Source organism: Bizionia hallyeonensis, from assembly GCF_042657385.1.
Taxonomy (GTDB): domain Bacteria; phylum Bacteroidota; class Bacteroidia; order Flavobacteriales; family Flavobacteriaceae; genus Algorimicrobium; species Algorimicrobium hallyeonense.
Window position 1 is genome coordinate 125,832 of the sequence record NZ_JBHSLA010000002.1, and the last position, 23,610, is coordinate 149,441.

A 23,610-nucleotide genomic window follows, 5' to 3' on the forward strand; every position below is an offset into this window, starting at 1 on the left:
TTTAATGCCCCTTAAAAAGATTGAATGTTTATATAAACAAAGATATCATGAAAAAACCTACTTTTTTTAAGATTAGCATTGTTGTAATCATACTTTTTATGAGTTTACAATCAATTGCTCAAAACTTCGTGCCCTTCACACCAAGATTTAACAGTGACTTAAAAGGCGATATTCGTCTCATTGGAAATAATATCTTAGGGCCAAGCAATAATCCATTTAACAATACATCTGTATACAACCATAATGTTGATATGCGCTATATTGATATTGATGGAGATCCATCCACTTTTAACTCTACGAGTGCCGATTTAGAAATACCAAACCCAAACTGCTATAGAATTGTCCATGCAGGTTTATATTGGGGAGCTGTTACTAATGGAAGCGACCCAATAACCAATGTCAAGTTTAAAGGACCCACTGGCGGTTATAATGATGTGGTAGGTACGGTTATTTATGAAGCCAACGGTGTTGAAACCGGAAATAGTTTTCCATATTCCTGTTATGCAGATGTTACTTCAATCGTTACTGGTTTGGCTAACGATTTAGGTACTTATACCGTAGGGAACGTGTCAACATTACAAGGAGAAACCTCTAATTTTAATCCTTATAATGGAACTGGTTTATCCGCAGGGTGGTCGCTATTTATCGTTTTTGAAGATCCAACCTTGCCAGGAAAATCTATCACCAGTTTTGATGGTTTTAGTTCAATTAATAGTTCTGTTAATGTGGATATTCCAGTATCAGGATTCCGAACCGTTCCGGCACCAGTTCCTGTAAGAGCAAACTTTGCTTTTGCGGCGCTAGAAGGGGATAGCCCTATTCAGAATGACAGATTAATTCTTAATGGTGTTACGATGTCTGCGGTAGATAGACCAGCAAATAACTTTTTTAATTCCACTGTAACTCAATTGAGTGCCTTACCTGTTAATAACAGAGTCCCTAACAGTGCAAATACTTTAGGTTTTGATACAGGTATTATGGTAATTCCTAACCCAGGAAATACCGTCATTGGTAATGGAGATACAACTGCTACTATTAGGTTAGAAAGTAATCAAGATCAGTATTTTGCTTACTTCTGTGCTTTTGCTGTCGAAATTATTGAACCAAGAATCGTATTAACCAAAATAGTAGAAGATGATTTTGGAGTCAATATTGGTGGTCAAACAGTGGGTTTAGGAACTTCATTAAATTATGTAATTGGTTTTAATAATACAGGTAATGATGATGCCGACAACTTAACCATAAGAGACGTGCTTCCTGTTAATGTTATTTTTAACTATCCGGCAGATCTAGGTGTTTTACCACCGGGCGTTACCGTACAAAGTTATAATCCAGCAACAAGAGAGCTTATTTTTAGCGTTGATAATTCTATTGTAGAGCAAGGAGATCCTGTTACTGAAATTAGAATCCATGTACAAGTAGTAGAAAGTTGTGATAGTTTAGCAGATGCCTGCTCGAACATTATAAACAATCAAGCCTTTGCTACCTACGGAGGTATTGAAAATCCGAATTTTATTATTTCAGACGATCCAAGTTTAAACACTAATACAGGTTGTTTAATTATACCGCAAGCAACGAACTTTTTAGCAGATTTGGACTGTGAATTTATAGAAAATGTCATTTTATGTGGAGACACAGTTCAACTAACAGCCGGAAATGGCTATGATTCCTATTCTTGGTCCACCAGTCCAACAGGCACACCGGTAATTGGAACAACGCAATCCATAACCGTGGCTGCAACAGGTACTTATTACGTTTATAATACAGCTATAGCACCCTGTCAATCCATTACCCAAACGTTTGTGGTTACTAATTATGGAGGTACTACTTTAACAAACCCAGTTATTCCGTTTGCCGATGAAGTTGTAACCTGTCCAAATGACGGAAAATTATTACCAAATATATTTTTGTGTGGTGCTAATGATTTCACTTTAATTGAAACCCAAATTACAGATGCATCATCAATAATATGGGAACAATTAGATGAGGGGAGCTGTACGCCAGTTGTCAACGCAGATTGTGCAAATGAAGATGGGGCTTGTACTTGGAATCAAGTAGGAACCGGTTCAAATTTTAATGCGAATACTTCTGGGCAATTTCGATTAACGATTAATTATGAAGGTGGTTGTTTTAATCAGTTTTATTTTAATGTGTATCAAAATGTTTTAAACCCAACCGTAACGAGTAATGATATTATCTGTACAACGCCGGGACAAATAACCGTTGGAGGTGTACCAAATGGTTACGAATATAGCATTGATGGCGTTACATACCAAGCAAGTAATGTTTTCCCTATTACTGTGGCGGGAACTTATACGATTTTCATCCGACAGATAGGCGCTTCAACAAATCCATGTGTTTTTACAGTTCCAGATGTTCAAATTAGAGCGCGTGATTTCACTGTGTCTTTAACAGTAGCACAACCACTTTGCTATGGCGATAGAGGTAGTATTACGTTGGCAGCCAATGATGTGCGACCACAATATTTCTTTTCAATTTATGACGGTGGAACATTGGTAAATAGTGTTGGTCCAATAACAGAGAATAATTACACATTTTCCAACTTAAATCCAGGAATCTATACAACTCTTGTTGAAACTGAAGATGGGTGTACACATACCGAAGATGTTGAAATCATTGAACCACCTTTATTAACAGCAACGTCAGCGCTTACAAGTCCATTAACTTGTACAGATGGAGAAATTACCGTTTATCCCAATGGCGGCACACCACCTTATTTTTACTTTGTAAATAGTGGAACGGTTTTCCAAACGGTTCCTGAAGTTGTGGTTACAGCTCCAGGCGTTTATAATATTACCGTTATAGATTCTAATAACTGTGAAGCTACTACAACGATAACCGTGGAAGCTACTTTAGCACCAGAATTCACGGTAAATCAAACTAATATTGCGTGTGAAGGAGCAGGAAATGGCTCCATAACTGTAAATGTTACCAATCCAAACGGAAATAGCTTATTATATAGTATTGACGGTGGCGTTACCTTCGTGAGTTCTAATGTATTTACAGGACTTCCTGCAGGAGATTATGATGTGGTTGTTCAATATACTACTGGACCAGATGTTTGTGTTACAGATCCGCAAACGATAACGATTACAGAAAGCGACCCAATTACAGGAACCCTTACGTTAACAACGCCATACACCTGTACTACAAATGGTGAAATTACGGTTACAGGAGTTTCAGGTGGAACATTGCCTTATACGTATAGCATTGATGGTGTTACGTTCCAAGCAGGAAACACCTTTTCTGGTTTATCAAATGGCACATACACAATTACTGTTCAAGATGGTAGCGGGTGTGCAGTAATTGTAGGTAGTATTACTATTGACCCGTTAAATCCTCCAACGGATTTAACATTTGATAATACGGCATTGAGTTGTCCATTAAATACGTCAACAATAACCATTACAGGAACTACTGGCGGTGTTGGAAATTTAGAATATCAAATTATTGCACCAGCAACAGAAGCAACACCTTACCAATCGTCCAATGTATTTGCTGATTTAGCGCCGGGAACTTATACGTTCCAAGTTAGTGATGAAAATGATTGTACGTATACTGAATCCTATACAATTAACCCGTTACCAGCATTATCTGTTATAGGTCAAAACATCAGTAATGTGACATGTTTTGGTGATTCAGACGGGTCTATTCAATTTACAGTATCGGGTTCAACAACATTCACCTATACCATAAATGGAGGCGCTTCAACAGCAGGAACATCTCCTATAGTTTTAAATAGTCTTTCTGCGGATACCTATACAATTGTTGTAACCGACACGACAACTAATTGTGAAGCTACAGAAACATTAACTATAGATGGCCCAACTACTGCTCTAAGTATTTCAACAACTGTTAGCCCAATTACCTGTAACGGAAATGGACAAGTAGTCATAAATGCAACAGGAGGTTGGGGCGGAAATTCCTATAGTTTAACCTTACCAGATGGAACTGTCCTTCCGGCACAAGCGAGTAATACCTTTACAAATCTATTACAAACAGGAACGTATACAGCAACTGTAATAGATACACAAGGTTGTACAGTAACAACGACTTTCGATTTACTGGTTCCAACAAGTCCAACAGCTACTATTAATGTAGCTTCAGATTATTGTTTTGATGCAACTAATGCAGCAACTTTAGAGGTAATTGCATCTGGTGGTCAGCCACCTTATGAATATAGTATCAATGGTGCTCCATTTACTTCAGATAATACGTTTAATAATTTAGTTCCAGGAACATATACCATTATAGTAAGAGATGCCTATGGTTGTACTTTTACAATGCCTGCTGAAACTATTGCAGCTCAATTAACCGTGAGTACAATAGTAACTAAAGATTTGGATTGTACAACATCCCCAGACGCTCTTATTACAGGAACAATAACTGGCGGGTATCCACCATTTACATATGAGGTATCTGTTAATGGAGGTGCATTTACAGCGTTAGGCGCAACAGGCTCTCCATTTACGTATGCTACTGCAAATGATGGAACCTACCAATTTCAAATAATGGATGCCCAAGGATGTACAGCACTTTCAACGGTTAATACCATTGATGTACTTACGTTACCTGAAATTGTTTCAGTAACAGAAACACAACCTATTTTATGTCATGGTGATGAAAACGCTGCTATTGATGTTGTAATTAACACAACCGTTGGCGAGCCTGTATTTGTAATTAATGTGTATAATACAACTACTGGTTTTGATTATGGCACACAAACTTCAGGTTTAGCTGCAGGATCATATACCATTACCTTAACCGATAACAATTCCTGTACAGACACGGAAACTATAATTATTGCTGAACCATCACCAATCAATGTGGTGCATCATGCTGTTCCTATTACGTGTAGCCCAAGTGGTGTGTCCCAAGGGTCAGTTATTGTGGACAGCGTAAGTGGCGGTACACCACCTTACAATTACTTTGTAACGGGAACCAATGGATACAATAATTCTGAACTTAATAATGCGGGAACAACATCTATAAGCTTTGATGTGGTTGATTTTGGATTATATCAAATTAATGTGGTTGATGCTAATGGTTGTTCAGTGTTAGTTCAAGATGTGCTTGTGGCGTCACCACCAGACGATTTAGATATTAATATAACGGCAACAGCCGACTGTCTTTTAGGAGGCGAAGCCGTTGTTACCATTGGCACGACTTTAATTAGTCCTGGACCTTTCTACTTTAGTCTTTACCCAGCAACAGGTACAGCACCAGGTGGTTCATGGGTTCCAGAGTTAACACCAGGTTCTGCTACGTTTGACAATTTATTACCAGGTGTAACATATACCTTTATTGTTTATGACTCATCAACTGGCTGTAGTTATTATGAAACAGCTACAAGTCCAATTCCTACAAATTCAACGCTAACGGCTACGGCGGTTACGGCAAATAACATTACCTGTACAGGTAGTGCGGACGGCAATGTGTCATTTACAATTAACAGTACCTATGGTGCTGCTACCAATGTAACTTATGAAATTTTCGATTCGTTATCATTGGTAACAACAGGAATTAGTGGGGCAGGAACAGTGCCAGGAAATGGTTCTTTACCCGTTGCTAATTTAGGACCATTACCTTTTGGAAATTACTTTGTTTTAATAAGTGAAACATCAGGGCCAAATACAGGCTGTAGCGTGGTTACCGTGCCTTTTAATATTACGGAGTCTGCTTTTGAATTAAGTGTAACAGCAACTGTTGATCAGAATGCAAATTGTAATCTTAATTCTGGAGTTATAAGCGCTATTGCAACGGATGGAACACCGCCATATATGTATCAAATTACTACAACGGCAACTGCACCTTTGGCAACCGACCCATATTGGGCTTCAACTAGCACGTTTAATATGGATGCTAATAGTTATTATGTACATGCTATGGATGCTTATGGATGTATTAGAACCACACCTGTTTTAGTATTACCTATGGATCCTTCACCAGTAGTTTCTGCAACTGTAAGTAACCAATGTAATACTGCTGAAGGGGCTTTTGAAATAGATGTTGCATTATCAACTGTAGGAATGCCACCTTATACATTTAGTGTAAATGGAGGTGCATTTCAATCGCAAACTGTACCATTCACAATCCAAAATTTAAACTCCGGTAGTCATACTATTGAAGTACGAGATGTTAATGGTTGTGGAAATACAGTGACTGTAAATATTGAAGCACCTTTAGGAATTTCTCCAACAGTAACCGGAATTACAACATGTTCGGATGATGATGGCGAAATTACCGTAACAGCGCAAGGTGGAACTGGAACCTACTCTTATAGCATTAGCCCAAATCCTGCAACAATTAGTTTAACTGGAAATGTATTCTCCGGTGTACCATCAGGAACGTATATAGTAACCATTACAGACGCAACCACAGGTTGTACAGAAGATGCGAGCATTACTTTAGATGCTGCAACACCTGTTAGTTTTACTACCACTGTTACAGATGTAATTTGTAATGGTAGCAATGAAGGCGTGATTACGGTTCTTTTAGATGCAGGAAACGATAACCCTATTTACACCTATGAAATACTAGCACCAATAGTTGTGGCGCCTCAAAGCTCAAATGTTTTTACAGGGTTACCGGCGGGAACATACACCGTGCAAGTAAATTCTGGTAGAGGTTGTTCTGCAACTGCCAATGTTATTATTGATGAACCAACCTTACTAACGGTTTCTGGAACGGCAACCGATTTTGCGTGTGCTGCTGATGGTTCAGTAAACAGCTCCGTTTTAACAATTTCGGAAGTAGGAGGAACACCTTCTTATACCTATAGTATTGATGGTGTAAATTACTTTGCTTCTAATGTGTTCGATATCATAGATACAGGAAGTGCCCAAACAATTACACTATATGTAAAAGATGGTAACGGGTGTATTGCAACAAATACAGTTACTATTTTACCATTGCCAACTTTAACAGCAGCAACAGTTGCTGAAGCAACACCAATAGATTGTAATAACACAGGTTCTATAGCCATTACGGTAACTGGAGGCTCCGGAAATTTTGAATATCAAATGTTACCAGATGGAACGCCTCAAGCTTCTAACATCTTCAATATTACATTGCCTGGTGAGTATTATTTCCTTGTAACCGATTTAGATACAGGATGTACTATAGCCACAGCAGCTTATACTGTTTCACCATTCGATACGGTTGATGCAACTGCAACAGCTACCACAGCCGTAACTTGTTTTGGAGATAATAATGGTGCCATTGAAATTAATGTAACTGGTTACACCGGAACATATAATTATGAAGTTTTTGACAATACAGGAACTTCAGTACTTGGACCAATTGCCTCTAATACTACAACGAACCCACAAGCTATAACCGGTTTATTAGCGGGTAACTATACCGTTGAAGTTACCGAAACGGCAAGTCCGTTTTGTTCAACCACTACCAATGTGGTAACGGTTACATCACCAACGGAAGCGTTAACAGTTGTTGCTTTAGAAACGTCCAACGTAACCTGTACTAATGATTTAGGAACCATTACCGCTACAGCAACAGGTGGTTGGGGAACTTATCAATATGAGTTAACGGGCGCGTCACCGGTTGCATATTCATCAAACAATACGTTTGAGAATCTATCAGCAGGAACGTACACCGTAAATGTAATGGATGCTGGAGGGTGTATTGCTTCAGATACAGTAACGCTAAATATTCCGGCACCAATTGATGCAACGGTTATACCTAGCACAACCTTATTATCATGTTTTGATGATGCAAATGCTACTATTACAGTAACCACAACAACAGGTGGACAAGGAAGTAATTACTCGTACACATTAAATATGCTTTCACCTACTAGTAGTTCTTCAGGACCACAAACCTCTCCTGTATTTGGAGGATTAGGCGTTGGAACGTATCAAGTTATAGTAACGGATGGATACGGTTGTAGTTTTACATCGCCTAATATTACAATTACGCAGCCAACACCAATTCAAGCTAGCTTGGTGAAAACCACGTCACAAACCTGTTTAACGGAAGCAACACTTACGTTAAGTGCTTCTGGTGGAACAGGACCTTATACGTATAGTGCTAATAGTTCGTTTACACCAGTTTTAGGATCTTTTGCAACATCAACAACTTTTACAGTTCCTGTTGGAGTTTATGAATACTATGTACAAGATGCTAATGGTTGTATTGCTATTGTTTCTAATGAAATAACAATTGATCCATTACCGGATTTAACACTTAATTTATCATTAACCAATGCCATTATTAATTGTGCTGGAGATGGAACAGGCGTTATTGTTGCAACTGCTGAAGGTGGATTAGGAAATTATGTATATACATTATTAGATACATTAGGAAATCCGATACCTGCTATTCAAGCTAGTCCAGGTATTTTTACGGAGCTTTTTGCAGGTACTTATATTGTTCAAGTGGTTAGTGGTGACTGTTTAACAACTTCAAACCCTATAAATATAACGGAACCTGCTGCACCTCTAATAGCACCTTTTACGGTTACAGATGTTTCGTGTTTTGGTGCAAATGATGGCTCTGTAGTTATTAATGCTTCAGGCGGAACAGGAATCATTAAATACGCCATTTCACCGCAATTAAATCAGTTTTTCGATAGTGGTGTTTTTGAAGATTTAGAACCAGGAACGTATGATGTTATTGTACAAGATGAATTAGGATGTTACTTAACTCTTAATTTCACTATCGTTGAACCAGCTCCTGTATTTATAACGTTCGATTCATTAACCATTATTGAAGAAATTTGTGAAGGTGATTTGGATGGTGAGTTTAGTATTGAAATTTCAGGAGGAACACCGCCTTATTCAGTAAGCCTTGATGATTATAATGGTCCTTATACCGTAGGAACTAGTGGTCAAACAATATTTGATTTTACAGGTGTCGCTGGTGGAAACCATACAGTTTATGTGCGGGATAGTTCTGGTTGCGATTCGGAAATGTTGATACCTTTCCCTGAATCTGCACGAATAAATCCTACGGTTGAAATTGAATATGCATGTGTAAATAATGCGTCAGGCAATATTGTTACCGTTATAGTAGATGAAAGTATTACGGATTTAGCGGATGTGGACTTCTCATTAAACGGAGGACCATTTCAAGCTAGTAATGTATTTATTGATGTACCACCAGGAATTGGACATACTATAGATGTACAGCATACTAATAGCTGTATTCAAACAACGGATCCTTTTGATATAACTGCCTTTGATCCGTTAACACTTGTTTTAACTGATGGTGTTATTAATGAAATTATAGCAACAGCAACTGGAGGTTCGGGAGATTATGTTTATACATTAAATGGTGTTGACTATGGAAATACGAACGTGTTTTTTATATCCGAATCTGGAACATATACCGTAACCGTAACCGATAGTAGTGGTTGCGTGGCTATTGCAACTAGATATTTTGAGTATGTAGATGTTTGTATCCCTAATTACTTTACACCAAATGGTGATGGTACTATGGATGAATGGGGACCAGGATGTTCAATCCATTATCCAAATCTTGATTTTGATGTTTTTGATCGCTATGGCCGAAAAATTGTCACGTTAAGAATAGGGCAAAAATGGGATGGTAAATACAATGGTAAAGAACTTCCTACCGGAGATTATTGGTACGTGGTTAGGCTAAATGATGAGAATGATGATAGAGACTTCGTGGGACACTTTACACTTTACCGATAAACTAAAAGAGGTTATAAATTTTAATACAAATCAAAATGAAAAAACTAATTATATATTCTCTTTTCTTCGTCATAGCTCAAGGTTATAGTCAAGAATTAAACTTACCCGTGTTCACGCAATATTTGGCAGATAACCCTTTTGTGATTTCTCCTACGTATGCCGGAATTGGCGATAATTTAAGAATTAGAGCTAATGGATTAACGCAATGGGTTGGCATAAAAGGCGCGCCAGATAATCAGTCTGTGTATGCCGATTTTAGAATTGCCAACCGTTCTGGTGTGGGAGTTTCTTTGTATAACGATAGAAATGGACTTACGGAACAGAAAGGATTAAAAGCCTCATTTGCGCATCATCTTATTTTAGATTATTATTCCGATCAGTTTTTATCCTTTGGTCTTACGTATAACTTAAATAGTTTTAGAATTCGAATTGAAGATTTTGAAACTAATTCGGAATCACCCATAATTGATCCACGCGTAACTGACGATAGAGCTATTTCAAATAATAATTTTGATGTTGGTGTTTTATATAGAAATAAAGGATTTTATTTCAGTTTAAACGTGAATAATATTTTACCAAAAGATATCGATAATTTTTTAGGTATTGAACCAGATTTACTTTTAAATTATCAGGTTTATTCCGGATTGGTTATTCAAAATAAAAATAATAAATCACTTGAAATTGAACCTTCAACATTCTTTCAATACTTTGCTAGTGATGATCGTTCAAGTACAGATTTTAATATTAAAATTAGAAAGTTAGATAAACGAGATGATTATTATTGGGGTGGCATTTCATACCGATTTCTTAATGACCAATTTTTTAATCCTTTAAATTTAGGTCCTATGGCAGGACTTAAAAAATCTGGTTTTTACTTTGCTTATGCGTACCAAATAACGATAAATGATTTGGCTGGGTATAATTCCGGAACCCACATGATAACCATAGGTTTTGACTTCTTCCAAGGAATTAGTAACTGCTCATGTGCACAATCATTGCTTCGTTAGAAAGTGTCGTTCTATGTCGTTATTTAGGTTGACGAGAAAATGATATTTGTCATTTTAAATATGCGTTTCAAATAGTATATTGTAGGTTATAAAACTGAAAACAAATTATGAGACATATATTATTAACAACTGATTTTTCTGAAAACTCCATTCATGCTATAAACTATGCGTTGGAATTATTTACCTATGCCGAATGTGAATTTCATGTTTTACATGTGGTAAAATCGTCAACATTTATTTCAGATGATCTCATGCAGAGCAAGCCCACTGAATCTTTGTATAGTGAACTAATTTCAGATGCCAAAGTAAAATTAGAAGCACTTATTGAGACTTTTAAAAACAGGCACAATAACCTGTTGCATACTTTTGAACCCGTTGTTGATTATGATAATTTAATTGGTTCTATCAATCAAACTGTAACCTTACACGATATAGATTTGATTATTATGGGAACAAAAGGTGCGACCAATTTGGAGAAAATTATTTTTGGAAGTAATACCTTGCGTGTTTTTCAGCGTTGTCAGATATCTGTTTTGGCAATTCCTGCAAATTGCCCCATAAAACAAATTAAAAATGTCTTGTTTACCACCAAATACCATTCAGCTTATAAATTAAAAGATTTAAACATTTTAATAGATTTAGCCGAGCACTACGATTACAAATTAGATATTTTGCATATAACCGAAGCAAAAACTATCGATTCAAAACAACACGTTGTACAACAAGAATTACAAGGTTTTTTTAGAAATATAAATCATCAATTTGTACTAAAATCCGAAATAACCTATTTAAGAACAGTTTTAGATTATATTAGAGAAAACGATATTGAATTGTTTGCCATGATGCGTAAACAGCATAGTTTTTTAGAGCATCTGTTATTAAACCATAAAACCGAGCAAATTGCATATAATATGCAAATACCATTTTTAATGTTAGCTTTTAAGGATAGTTAATTAGTTTAATTTATTGACAGTAACCACTAATCAAAATCACATTACATAAAAAGGGTTATTATTTGTAGCTTTTTTTGTTGAAAATGATTTTAAAACTTGCCGAAATTTAGGAAACTAGATACTGGACTGCTGCAATTGTCATCATTTTTTAGTGTTTATTCTTATTGAATAATTGATGCATATTCTACATTCCTCATAAATTTTGGTTACATTCCCAAAACATGAAAATACAGTTAAGTTATTAGAATTTGCATTCTGATTTTTATAGCGTATTATAAATTTATATTAAAATAAGCGGTTTTTCTTTAAACAAAAATCACAATCACTTATCTTTGGTATTCAAATATTTCTTTATATATGATAAAACGGGTACTTCTTACACCATTTCAAAAATTTGTTAAGATAGAAAGCTTTAGTGGTATTTTATTACTTTTGGCTACTATAACCGCCTTGGTTTGGGCTAATTCACCTTTCGGTGCAACCTATCAAGAGTTATGGCAATATGATTTAGGAATAGTAACCGAAAGTTTTGAATTTAAGAAACCATTAATTCTATGGATTAATGATGGTCTGATGGCTATATTTTTCTTTTTAATTGGACTTGAAATTAAAAGAGAATTATTGATTGGTGAACTAAACACCATGAAAAAAATAGCCTTTCCATTATTTGGGGCATTAGGAGGAATGATTGTTCCCATAACCTTTTTTATTCTTTTAAATCAAAATCCAGATACCTTAAAAGGTTGGGGAGTTCCTATGGCAACGGATATAGCCTTTTCATTAGCTGTGTTAAATGTATTGGGGAAGCGTGTGCCTTTGAGTTTAAAAATATTTTTAACAGCCTTTGCAATTGTGGATGATATTGGCGCTGTATTAGTTATAGCAATCTTTTATAGTGGTACTATAAATACCACACTTTTACTTATAGCTGGCGCCTTATTAGGTGTCCTATATTTTACATCTTACAAGGGATATTACTCCAAATTCTTTTTGTTTTTAATAGGAGTCGTAGTTTGGTTTTTATTTTTAAAATCAGGTGTTCACCCAACGGTTGCTGGAATATTATTAGCTTTTTCAGTTCCGGTAAGACAAGGGATTTATACCCAAACATTCTTAAAGAATTTGGAAGATATTTATAATAAAATTAAGAAGTCTAGTGTCCTTAAACAGCCAATTTTATCTAACGAACAAATTGGTCATATTGATGAATTAGAAGAGTGGACGAGTAAGTTTCAATCGCCCTTACAGCGTTTAGAACATAGTTTACATGGCTGGGTAGCCTACTTTATAATACCTGTATTTGCACTGGCTAATGCTGGTGTTATGTTAAGTAGCGATGTGGAATTAGATATGGCATTAACAACTAATATTATTCTGGCTTTAGTTCTTGGTAAGGCTATTGGAATACCATTAGTGGTGTTTCTTGCAAAGAAAACCAAGCTGGTAACAATCCCATCAAACATAAGTTTTTATCAAATTATAGGTGTAGCATTTTTAGCAGGTATTGGGTTTACTATGGCTATTTTTATTGCAAGTTTGGCATTTAGTTCACATCCTGAGTATATAGATTCGGCTAAAATTGGCATATTAGTTGGCTCCTTAATTTCGGCTATTGTAGGATATGTTATTCTCCGATTTGCGCCAAGTAAAGGAAATGATAATCTAATATAAAAATGAGCTCACGTTTCTATAAAATATACATTCCGTAAGTTTATGTAAATAAAAGAAACCGCAACAATCTTAATTTTTAGATTGTTGCGGTTTCTTGTTTAAAGGAATAGATTGGGTTATTTTTTATTGGTATTTGGAACCGAACAGCCTGCAGAACCTTCTTTTTTAAGACCTAATTTTTGCAAAATGGTTTCTAACAAGCACCATTTTGTAAATGCAGATTGAATTAAATTAACGCCAATAAACACCGTAAACCACATCCAATTTGGGTTTACATAAACGGTAAGCACAACGCTTAATAATACCATGGTGCCAACAATAATTCTAAAATATGTATTTAACATTGTAATTTATTTTTTAGATTAAACTTTTACTTTATATAAATTTTTCAATAGGAACTACAACGGCTCTTATAGCGTTATTTGTTTCTATATTTGAATTAAATTCCTGTATTAATTTGAAAAGCACATCAATACTTTCATCTTCTGTGAACGAGAAAAACAAACGGGATTCATTCCCAAATTTTTGACTAGGAAACCAACTAGAAGCCATTAAAACGGATGCCCCATTTTTATAACCATCAATATCTGAACTACTAAAGCTGTGAATATTGGCATTTTTAAAGAGTTTCAAAATAGCTGTTTGAAACTCTTCGACTGCTGTAACTATAACTAATTTCATAATTTCTATTTTATATTTTCCAAAAACTTCACGATTAATGAAAATTGTATTTTTACGCTCTGCTTGAACCAATCAAAATTGTGGAAAAAGGATTATTTATAATTTTTCTTTTCTATCATATAATAAACTAATGGTACAACCAACAATGTTAGTACCGTTGAAACGATAGTTCCTCCCATTAAGGAGATGGCTAACCCTTGAAAAATGGGGTCAAACAAAATAACAAAGGCACCTATAACAACCGTTCCTGCGGTTAACAGAATAGGTGTGGTCCTAACGGCTCCTGCTTCAATTGCTGCTTGCTTCAATGGGACACCTTCCGCTGTTCTTAAATTGATAAAATCAATTAATAATACGGAGTTTCTAACCATGATTCCTGCTAAAGCAATCATGCCTATAAATGACGTTGCTGTAAAGAAAGCTCCCATAATCCAGTGTCCTAAAATAATCCCGATTAAGGACAACGGAATGGCAACCATCATTACAATTGGAGCTTTAAAGTTTTGGAACCAACCTACAATTAGGATATAAATCAATATAATGGCACCTAAAAAGGCGATACCTAGATCTCTAAATACCTCTAATGTAATTTGCCATTCGCCATCCCATTTCACCGTATAATTATCTTCAAAATCTGGCTGACCTAAATACAATTCGTTTAATTCGAAGCCTTGAGGTAACGGAATCTCTTTCAACTTATCTTCCATTCCTAGAATAGCATAGGCAGGACTTTCTAGTTCTCCAGCCATATCAGCCATTACATAGACCACATGTTTCTGGTTTTTTCGGTAAATGCTTTTGGCTGCGGTCGTTTCTGATATCGTTACTAAATCTGCAATTGGTACCATATTACCTTGTTTAGACTTTACCTTCAGTTGCGAAATATCAGTTATTGTAGATTTCTCTTTTTCATCTAAAGCTAATATTAAACCTATTTGACTTACAGCATCTTCATCATATAAACTGGTTATCGCACGGTTTGATAAAGCCATATTCATGGTGTAAGCAATTTGCTGTGGGGCCACACCGTATAGCATGGCTTTTTCCTTATTGATGTCAAATTGATATTCAATTTGGTCGTCTTCAACCATCCAATCTATATCAACCACATCATCTGTATTTTTCAGTATGCCTTGAATGCTATTGGCAATCTTAATTTGTTCATTATAATCCGGACCGTAAACTTCTGCAACAATCGTTGACAATACAGGAGGTCCCGGTGGAACTTCAACTAACTTTACATTGGCATGATACTTGGCAGCAATTTTTTGAATATCCGGACGCAATAATTTGGCTATATCGTGACTTTGTGCTGAACGTTCACTTTTATCAATTAAATTAACCTGGATATCTGCCATGTTAGAGCCACCACGTAAATCGTAATGACGCACCAAACCGTTAAACGTAATAGGAGCAGAGGTGCCAATATAATTCTGATAATTAACCACTTCTGGACGTGTAGATAAATATTGTGAAATTTCTTGTGCTACAACACCAGTACGTTCTAATGTTGTTCCTTCTGGCATGTCAATAACTACTTGAAACTCATTCTTGTTATCAAATGGTAACATTTTTACAGCTACCGAATTCGTGAAAAACAAAGCCATAGTTCCCATCAATACCCCAAATGTGCCTCCCAAAAATATATAGCGTTTAGTTTTGCTTTCTAATAGTGGTCTTTCAAATTTGTTGTAGATTCTATAAATTAAAGTTTCCTCTAATGGCTTTTCTTCTTTCTGCTTGGCTCCCTGTTTATCTTTCTCCCGCAAGAAAATTAAGCCTAAATAAGGTGTAATGGTCAAGGCTACAAATAAGGATAAAATCATGGCAATGGAAGCGCCTATAGGCATTGGTGCCATATATGGACCCATTAATCCTGACACAAAAGCCATTGGTAAAACGGATGCAATTACCGTAAAGGTTGCCAAAATGGTTGGATTACCCACTTCATTAATAGCATATAAAGCTGCTTGCTTAAACGGCAAGCGTTTCATTTTAAAATGCCTATGCATATTTTCGGCAATAATAATGGAGTCATCCACCACAATACCCGTTACAAATACTAAAGCGAATAAGGTTATACGGTTTAAGGTATAATCCATTAAATAATAACTCAACAAGGTTAACGCAAACGTAATGGGAACAGATAAAAATACGACCAATCCGCCTCGCCATCCCATGGCTAACATAACCACAATGGTAACTGCTATGATAGAACCTATAAGGTGTAATAGTAGTTCAGATACTTTATGCGATGCTGTTTCTCCATAGTTTCTGGTAATTTCAACATGAACATCGTCAGGAATTAAAGTGCTGCGTAAATGGTCCACCTTATCAATAATAACTTCTGCAATTTTCATAGCATCAGCACCTTTTCGTTTGGCAACAGAAATGGTAACCGCTGGATATTCCGATTTATATTCCGAAGACTTTGCACTTCCTTTTCCGAAACCTAAACTCACATAGTTTTGTGGTACTTCTGGTCCATCAATAATTTTAGCAACTTGTTTTAAATATATAGGCTGATTCTGTTGCACACCAACCACCAAGTTTTCAACATCGGTTACCGTTTCTAAAAACTTTCCAGTATTTATAAGGAATTCGGTGTCATTTTTATCAAAACTTCCAGCACTTAATTGACTGTTATTTGCGGTAATCATTTCAGAAACAGACAAAAAATCCAATCCGCTTGCCGCTAATTTATCTTTATCTAAAACCACACGTAATTGACGATCACGACCACCAATTTTATGCGTAATAGCTACGTCGTTTACCTTTTTAATTTCGGCTTCCAACTCTTGAGCCATTTGGCTTAATTGGAAATCGTCATAATTTTCACTCCATAGGGTTAATCCTAACATGGGAACATCATCAATAGCACGCGTTTTTACCAATGGAAAGGTAACGCCAGCTGGCATTTGATCCATGTGCTTATTAATTTCGTTGTATAACTTTACAAAGGAACGCTCAATGTCTTCGCCAACATAAAACTGTACGATAACCATGCCTTGCTCTTTCATAGACGTAGAATACACATATTCCACGCCTTTAATATTCGAAATTAATTGCTCTAATGGCTTAATGACCCGCGATTCTACTTCCGTAGGACTTGCCCCAGGGTAACCCACAAAAATGTCTGCCATTGGCACGTCAATTTGCGGTTCTTCCTCACGCGGAATTAAAAACGATGCGTACACACCAACAACCATAAATACAATCATTAACAACACGGTTAATTTAGATTGCATAAAGACTTTGGCAATTTTTCCTGCGATTCCTTCTTTCATTTTTTATATGTATTTGGGCGTTTTAACAGGCTATCCGTTACAATCTTTTTTTGCCATATATGGCAGCAAAAAAAGGATTTTCACTTCTATCCCTAACGCGAAAACAATTCTTAATTATTATTTTAATGTTCTCAATTATGCTTACAAGGTTTCAGACACCATATTAAGTTTCATACAAACCGCGTAGTACATTGAAAACTGAACCAGATTACTGAACACTTATTTTGGCGCCATTAAAAAGCTTTCCTTCTGCTGAAACAATATAGGCTTCGTTGGCATTTAAACCTGATAACACTTCTATCTGATCACCGTAAGTTCTACCTAGTCGTAACCAACGTAAAATTGCAGTATTACTTTGGCTAACGGTATATATACCGGATAATTGGCCGTTAGTAATTAATGCCTCTTTAGGGATTAAAACCATGGATGTTTTTGCTTTTCTGGCCACAGGAAATTGAACGGTTGTAAACATACCAGACAAAATATTGGCATCAGTTTTCTCTAAATCTATTTTTACTAAATATTGTCCGCCTGTATTTTTGGCAGACGTACTTACTTCAATAACTTTTCCTTTTAAGGTTTGGTTGATAGACTTGACTAATACATCAACTGAAGATCCATTTTTTATTTCCGAAATTTCTGTTTCTGGAACCATGGCCATGACTTCAAAATTCCCTGGTGTTTCAATACTAATTAATGGTACACCTGGACTAGCCATATTTCCGGCCTCCACGTTTTTACTTGTTACAGTTCCGCTAAAAGGCGCCGTAATATTACTATATGCAAATTGTGCACTAATTTCATTTTTCATTTGGTTTGCAGATTCTAATCGTGCTTTTGCCATTTCATAATTAGCTGTTACATCATCCATTTCTTTTTGCGACGCACTATTGTCATCCAGTAAACTTTTAAACCTATTATAATCTTTTTGTGCATTATTAAAAGCGGCTGTAGCTTCGGAAATACCCGCATTTACTTGCGCTTTCTTTGCTTGTAAATCAGCATTGTTAATAGATACTAATAATTGCCCTTTACTAACTTTATCGCCAACATTTACGTAAACTTTATTAACATAACCCATCATTCTGGTGCTTAATTCAGCACTATTTGCAGCCTGAATTTTTCCGCTTACAGATAAAAAGGGACTGTTGCTGTTGGCTTCAACTTGACTTGTTTTTACTGCAATTGCCGGCGTGTTATCTGCAACTTCTTTTTTGTCTTCACTACCACAACTCGTTAGGAATACTGATACTGCGGTTAAAGTAAATAGGTATACGTATTTTTTCATTTTATTAGTTTTATTTTAATAGTTTCAAGGCTTTAAAAACCTTTAATAATAATTTTTCTGCGTTATTTATTGACTGAATACTGAGACTGCCTACTGCAAACTTTTTACTCTTTGGTTAAAAATTGTAAATACGCTAGTGCATAATTATATTCAAAAATAGTTTGAAAATATTCCAATTGTTTTTGTGAATATTGTGTTTCAGCGGTTAATAAATCGGATGTTTTTTCTAAACCTTCTTTAAACCTATTGGTTCTAATCCTCAAGGATTCTTCAGACTGATCCAACGCCAAAGCTGTTAGTGTTAATTTATTTTCAGCATCAATTAAAGCACGTTTTGCCTTATTCAATTCTAAATTACTTTGGGACACATATTGCGTGTATTCTAATTTAGATTTTTCAAATTCGGCTTTACTTTTTTGTGCTTTTCCAAAGCGCTTGGAGCCTTGAAAAACATCCCATGATAGCTGTGCACCAAATAAGTAACCGTTGGCATCGCCTTGAAACACTTGATCGTCATATAATTCGTAGCTTCCAAAAGCATTTAAGCGTGGTAAAAATGCCATTTTATCGGCTTTATTCATGGATTCGTAAGCATTTGTGGCTAATTGCATCGCCTTAATATCCGAACGATTCTCCGAAATGCTTTGTGCTTTTAGTGATACCACGGAAATAGTTAAACTATCCGTAGGCGTGTAAACCACATAGTTGTCATCATTCATTAAAAATGACAAGTAATTAGACGCATTCTGCACATTGCTTTTCGCCATTTGTAATTGATTCATTACTTCTGTTACACGAACTTCTACATTTAGGACATCTGCACGTTGTAAATACCCTTGCTTAAAACTATTATCCGCTAGTTTTTTATTGGAATTGGCAGCCGTTAATGCTTTTTCTAAAACAGCTTCACCTTTATAGGCTAATTGTAATTGCATATAGGCTTTTTCAACTTCAAATGCCAAATAATCCTGTGTACGGATGGTCTTTAAAGACATAGCTTCCATTTTAGACTTGGCTGCTTTACGCTGATACATGCCATCTACATTAATTAATGGCTGCTGTATTTCAAATTTAGTCGCGTAATTTTCTATCTGCGAAGGATCGTTTAATAGGGCTGGATTAAAATCTGAAGCTGTTAAAATTTCCTGATTTAGCTTCGAACCAAAAGCCATTAAGGGGTTAGTGGTAGCAATACCAGTGTGACTGGCCGTAATATTTGGCAGGAATACAGCATTAGTTTGATTAAAATCTGCTTTTGCTGCATTAAATTCCTTTTCTGATATTTTAATAGTTGTATTGTTTTCAGAAACTTTAAGCAATACATCCGATTTGGTAATCGGAACCAATTCTTGCGCATGAACTGATAAAGTGAATGTAGCTAGCAATAGTGGAATAGAAATATAGTTCTTCATTTAAATATGTAGTTTTCTAGTGCAAAAATACTGGTAATATACATGTAAGTCTGTAACCTTTGTTACAACCACTATCAACATATATTGAACATTAATTTTTTTGAAATAGTACAGAAATTAATTACAAGATTCATGAGTTCCATTTATGATAATATTATAAGCATCTTGTGATAGATACTGCGGCGTATATGTAGATCCTATAGCTTCAATGCCCGAAACAAAGCTTCTTAAATGATTACGTGATCCGCATTGTAATTTACCGAAAATGGATATCAAGGTTGTGTTTGAAGAGGTATCCAAATAGTCTTGTAAATCTACGATATCTAAATCTTCAATAGTTGCACCTATTTGGTAGGCATTATCTATACTTATAGCACCATCTATTTCAAATTGATTGTAAAGACTTTGTAATTCTTCATTAAAAAACGCTCCGTAAGGTAGTATGGTGTAATCTATATTATTTTTGATTAATTGATTTTCAATAGCATTCATATGAGATTGTTCGCTGTTTTTAATATTAGCAAACTGATCAATAGACCATAAATCATTTATATATGTATAGGTGTCTCTCGCTAATTTTTCTTCCTCTAGCATAAATAATAGTGCCGCTGTATCGGCATCAGTTAGTACTTCCTCTGTATTTTGATTCTTTCCTTTCGTTGTGTCATCATCATTATTATCACAAGCGGATAGCAAAGTAAAAGAGATAGCTAATAATAAAAATGGCATTAATTGCATAAATTTTGAGTTTTTCATCTTTTCATGAGTTTTCGTTATCTGTAAAATTGAGAATATAATTGTGAAGTTTCAGCTACTTATGTTACACAATAAAATTTTGTTCTAATGTGACAAATGTCACTTAAGAAACTCTTTTGATATTTTAGCTTTGTGATAATGAAAAATTGGTCACACATAATAATATTTTGTTTAACTGCTTTTGTTTTATTTAATACAACAAGAATTTCGTTTACATATATGTATTATGAATTAGATCCAGTTGGCTTTATTGAAAGACTTTGTGAAAACCAGGATCAACCGGAATTAGAGTGTCTCGGAAAATGCCATTTAAAAAAGATTTCACAGGCTTCATCCGATGATACCGAACCAGCACAAATTATTAATTTTGATGAACTGCTCCTTTTTACTGGAGCACCATATAGTTTTCAATTTAAATCGAGTGATTTGGCACTTAAAAAGTTCAATATTTCTTATGTAAACCATTATAGGTTTCGTATTAATCTAGCAGTTTTTCATCCACCTCAAGTATAAGTCATTATTTCAATTACAAAATCGTTTTTGGCTTTTTAAGTTAGAGATGAAAAGACTTATTAAAAATTTAAATATCATTCAAATGAAAAATATATATACTGTACTTTTATGTACATTAGTTTCCGTTTTGGCTTTTTCCCAAGAAACAAAACCTGTTGTCACTGATTCCACAGAGACGGTAAAGCTTGACGAAGTTATAGTAACCGGAAACATAAAAACAGACCCCATATTAACTAAAGTTACCAATAATTATGACGAAAATGTGGTGCAACCGAAAAATGTAGCCGATTTATTTAACGATATCAACGGTTTTTCTGTTATAAAAAGAGGGAATTATGCTATTGATCCATCTTTTAGAGCTAGTCAATATGAGCAATTAAATGTTCAGTATGATGGTGGTACTAAAGCTATGCATGCTTGCCCGAACCGTATGGATCCCATTACAACACATGTTATTCCAGAAGAAATTGTTCGAATAGAAATTATAAAAGGACCATATACAGTGCGTTATGGCGCTACATTTGGTGGTGTTATAAATATGGTTACTCAAAAGCCAAATTATATGGACAAAGGTATTCATGGTAAGGTTTCTGGAGGTTATGAAACTAATGGTAATTCCTATACGAGTATGTTTCAACTTCAATATATTGAAGATAAATATGATGTTGTTGGGAATTTCGGTTACAGGAATTTTGGCAATTATGAAGATGGTAATAGTGTAGAGATTCCGTCTTCTTTTAAAAGTACTGATTACGGTGTGAAGTTTGGCTATAATTTCACCGATAATCAACGTTTACAAGCTCATTGGAGACAATCTTTTGGTCGTGATGTTTTACACTCAGCATTACCCATGGATACGGATTATGATAATAGTAGTATTTTATCTTTAGATTATAAGATAACGGATTTAGGTGAAAATATTAATAGTTTTTCCGCAAAAGCGTACTATAGTTATGTAGATCATTTAATGACTAATTTTGATAGGCCTTCATTTAACAGCACAGCCGCTGAATCAGGTGTTGATGCTACAACAATTGGTGGAAAAATAGAATTAAATTGGCAACCATTTAATGCCTTGAATGTTTTTAGTGGCTTAGATGCTATGCTTGTAGCAAGAGATGGTAATCGAATAAGAACAGTTAAGAAAAATATGATGGGTATGCCTTTAGATAATCCTATTATTTTTAATGATAAAGTTTGGCAAGACTCAAATATTAACGATTTTGGTGTTTTTACTGAAGTTAAATGGGCTCTAAATTCTTCAACAATACTTACCGCTGGTGTGAGGTATGATTTGGTGACTAGCAGTATTAATGACCCAGAACTTGATTTTGCCAAGAGATATGATTTGGAAGACAAAACAGATCATAATGTAAGTGGAACAGTTTCTGTTAAAAAGGTGGTGTCTAATAATTTTACTTTAGAAGCTGCTTATGGCAGAGGTGTACGTTCTGCAAACATGATTGAGCGTTACATTAACCATTTTAATGTGGGTCAAGACCCTTATGAATATTTAGGTAATCCAAATTTAAAGCCTGAAGTTAATAATCAGTTTGAAATTGGTTTCAATGGAAAAAATGCTTTAAAAAGCTTTAATTATTCAGCGAGTTTTTATTATTCTAAATTTGAAAACTATATAGTAGGAGTTATTGATCCAACTATAAATAGAAAATACATGCCAATGGCAGAACCGAAATACGTAAAAGTATTTGAAAATTTGAATGATGCTTATAAAACAGGTTTTGAAGTTATGACGCAAGTAAGTTTTTTAAACAATTACTTTTTTAAAGCTGAAGCAGCTTATGTGTATACAAAAAATAATGATTTTGGTGAATCGCTGCCTTTAACGCCTCCCTTTAATGCCGCATTTACTCTAGGATTAAAACGGGATAAATACTGGGCAAACTTAAGGTTTAATGTAACTAGTAAGCAAGATAATATTGCAGAAAGTTTTGGAGAAACTTCTACAGAAGGATATCAAACAGTTGATGTACGCATGGGTGTTAAGCCACTAACGAATTTTTCCATTGGTATTGCAGCGTTAAATTTATTTGATGAAGCATATAATAATCATTTAAACTTTAGTTTTACTAATCAAGAAGATTTTGGTAGAACACCAATAACAGAACCAGGAAGAAACTTTTCTGTATTTGTTCAGTATGAGTTTTAAGTGCAACATAACATATATTAAAAAGGGCATTCTACTAGAATGCCCTTTTTAATAAAAACTAATCAATAATCCTGACCATCACATCAGTTTGCCTTTCGAGTGCCTCCATGACCACCAGCTACAATAACCATTATTTTAATACTTAAATAAATGTATTTGAAAAACTGGATGATT

Annotated in this window: 12 protein-coding genes; 6 read left to right on the forward strand and 6 right to left on the reverse strand. The window is 35.1% G+C overall.

The features are described from left to right. Positions 1 to 98 precede the first annotated feature (98 nt). The 4 genes from ACFPH8_RS06025 (at position 99) to nhaA (ending at position 13,329) form a co-directional block, all read left to right on the forward strand. Positions 99 to 9,698, forward strand: a complete 9,600-nt coding sequence (locus ACFPH8_RS06025; protein ID WP_376859318.1) for a T9SS type B sorting domain-containing protein — start codon at positions 99 to 101, stop codon at positions 9,696 to 9,698. A gap of 35 nt (positions 9,699 to 9,733) precedes the next feature. Continuing rightward, on the forward strand, positions 9,734 to 10,705 hold the full coding sequence (locus ACFPH8_RS06030) for a PorP/SprF family type IX secretion system membrane protein (RefSeq protein ID WP_376859320.1): 972 nt from the start codon (positions 9,734 to 9,736) through the stop codon (positions 10,703 to 10,705). A 107-nt stretch (positions 10,706 to 10,812) separates the two neighbouring features. Beyond that, on the forward strand, positions 10,813 to 11,658 hold the full coding sequence (locus tag ACFPH8_RS06035) for a universal stress protein (RefSeq protein ID WP_376859322.1): 846 nt from the start codon (positions 10,813 to 10,815) through the stop codon (positions 11,656 to 11,658). Positions 11,659 to 12,015: 357 nt separating this feature from the next. After that, on the forward strand, positions 12,016 to 13,329 hold the full coding sequence (nhaA, locus tag ACFPH8_RS06040) for a Na+/H+ antiporter NhaA (RefSeq protein ID WP_376859324.1): 1,314 nt from the start codon (positions 12,016 to 12,018) through the stop codon (positions 13,327 to 13,329). Positions 13,330 to 13,445: 116 nt separating this feature from the next. On the opposite strand, the gene ACFPH8_RS06045 is transcribed toward nhaA, so the two are convergent. The 6 genes from ACFPH8_RS06045 to ACFPH8_RS06070 all read right to left on the reverse strand — a co-directional run bounded on the left by ACFPH8_RS06045 (position 13,446) and on the right by ACFPH8_RS06070 (position 20,753). Beyond that, a complete protein-coding gene (locus tag ACFPH8_RS06045) occupies positions 13,446 to 13,673 on the reverse strand; it encodes a YgaP family membrane protein (protein WP_248400167.1) in 228 nt (75 codons plus the stop codon). A gap of 31 nt (positions 13,674 to 13,704) precedes the next feature. Further along, the gene (locus ACFPH8_RS06050) at positions 13,705 to 14,010 is read right to left on the reverse strand and encodes a hypothetical protein (protein WP_248400164.1); all 306 of its coding nucleotides are present in this window, start codon (positions 14,008 to 14,010) and stop codon (positions 13,705 to 13,707) included. Positions 14,011 to 14,102: 92 nt separating this feature from the next. Beyond that, positions 14,103 to 17,297 (reverse strand): efflux RND transporter permease subunit, encoded by a 3,195-nt coding sequence (locus ACFPH8_RS06055; RefSeq protein ID WP_376859327.1) that lies wholly within the window; start codon positions 17,295 to 17,297, stop codon positions 14,103 to 14,105. A 208-nt stretch (positions 17,298 to 17,505) separates the two neighbouring features. Continuing rightward, on the reverse strand, positions 17,506 to 18,585 hold the full coding sequence (locus ACFPH8_RS06060; RefSeq protein WP_376859329.1) for an efflux RND transporter periplasmic adaptor subunit: 1,080 nt from the start codon (positions 18,583 to 18,585) through the stop codon (positions 17,506 to 17,508). Between the two features lie 104 nt (positions 18,586 to 18,689). Further along, positions 18,690 to 19,997 carry a TolC family protein gene (locus ACFPH8_RS06065; RefSeq protein ID WP_376859331.1) on the reverse strand — a complete coding sequence of 436 codons (1,308 nt, stop codon included), beginning with the start codon at positions 19,995 to 19,997 and terminating at the stop codon, positions 18,690 to 18,692. A gap of 117 nt (positions 19,998 to 20,114) precedes the next feature. Continuing rightward, positions 20,115 to 20,753, reverse strand: a complete 639-nt coding sequence (locus ACFPH8_RS06070) for a DUF2202 domain-containing protein (protein WP_376859333.1) — start codon at positions 20,751 to 20,753, stop codon at positions 20,115 to 20,117. Between the two features lie 138 nt (positions 20,754 to 20,891). On the opposite strand from ACFPH8_RS06070, the gene ACFPH8_RS06075 reads away from it, so the two are divergent. Then, positions 20,892 to 21,266, forward strand: a complete 375-nt coding sequence (locus ACFPH8_RS06075; protein WP_376859335.1) for a hypothetical protein — start codon at positions 20,892 to 20,894, stop codon at positions 21,264 to 21,266. An 82-nt stretch (positions 21,267 to 21,348) separates the two neighbouring features. Continuing rightward, the gene (locus ACFPH8_RS06080) at positions 21,349 to 23,436 is read left to right on the forward strand and encodes a TonB-dependent receptor plug domain-containing protein (RefSeq protein ID WP_376859337.1); all 2,088 of its coding nucleotides are present in this window, start codon (positions 21,349 to 21,351) and stop codon (positions 23,434 to 23,436) included. Positions 23,437 to 23,610: the final 174 nt, after the last annotated feature.

Excerpts from the sequence above, each read along its gene's own strand:
- ACFPH8_RS06025 (WP_376859318.1), top strand. The coding sequence starts at position 99 with ATGAGTTTACAATCAATTGCTCAAAACTTCGTGCCCTTCACACCAAGA.
- ACFPH8_RS06030 (WP_376859320.1), top strand. The coding sequence starts at position 9,734 with ATGAAAAAACTAATTATATATTCTCTTTTCTTCGTCATAGCTCAAGGT.
- ACFPH8_RS06035 (WP_376859322.1), top strand. The coding sequence starts at position 10,813 with ATGAGACATATATTATTAACAACTGATTTTTCTGAAAACTCCATTCAT.
- nhaA (WP_376859324.1), top strand. The coding sequence starts at position 12,016 with ATGATAAAACGGGTACTTCTTACACCATTTCAAAAATTTGTTAAGATA.
- ACFPH8_RS06045 (WP_248400167.1), bottom strand. The coding sequence starts at position 13,673 with ATGTTAAATACATATTTTAGAATTATTGTTGGCACCATGGTATTATTA.
- ACFPH8_RS06050 (WP_248400164.1), bottom strand. The coding sequence starts at position 14,010 with ATGAAATTAGTTATAGTTACAGCAGTCGAAGAGTTTCAAACAGCTATT.
- ACFPH8_RS06055 (WP_376859327.1), bottom strand. The coding sequence starts at position 17,297 with ATGAAAGAAGGAATCGCAGGAAAAATTGCCAAAGTCTTTATGCAATCT.
- ACFPH8_RS06060 (WP_376859329.1), bottom strand. The coding sequence starts at position 18,585 with ATGAAAAAATACGTATACCTATTTACTTTAACCGCAGTATCAGTATTC.
- ACFPH8_RS06065 (WP_376859331.1), bottom strand. The coding sequence starts at position 19,997 with ATGAAGAACTATATTTCTATTCCACTATTGCTAGCTACATTCACTTTA.
- ACFPH8_RS06070 (WP_376859333.1), bottom strand. The coding sequence starts at position 20,753 with ATGAAAAACTCAAAATTTATGCAATTAATGCCATTTTTATTATTAGCT.
- ACFPH8_RS06075 (WP_376859335.1), top strand. The coding sequence starts at position 20,892 with ATGAAAAATTGGTCACACATAATAATATTTTGTTTAACTGCTTTTGTT.
- ACFPH8_RS06080 (WP_376859337.1), top strand. The coding sequence starts at position 21,349 with ATGAAAAATATATATACTGTACTTTTATGTACATTAGTTTCCGTTTTG.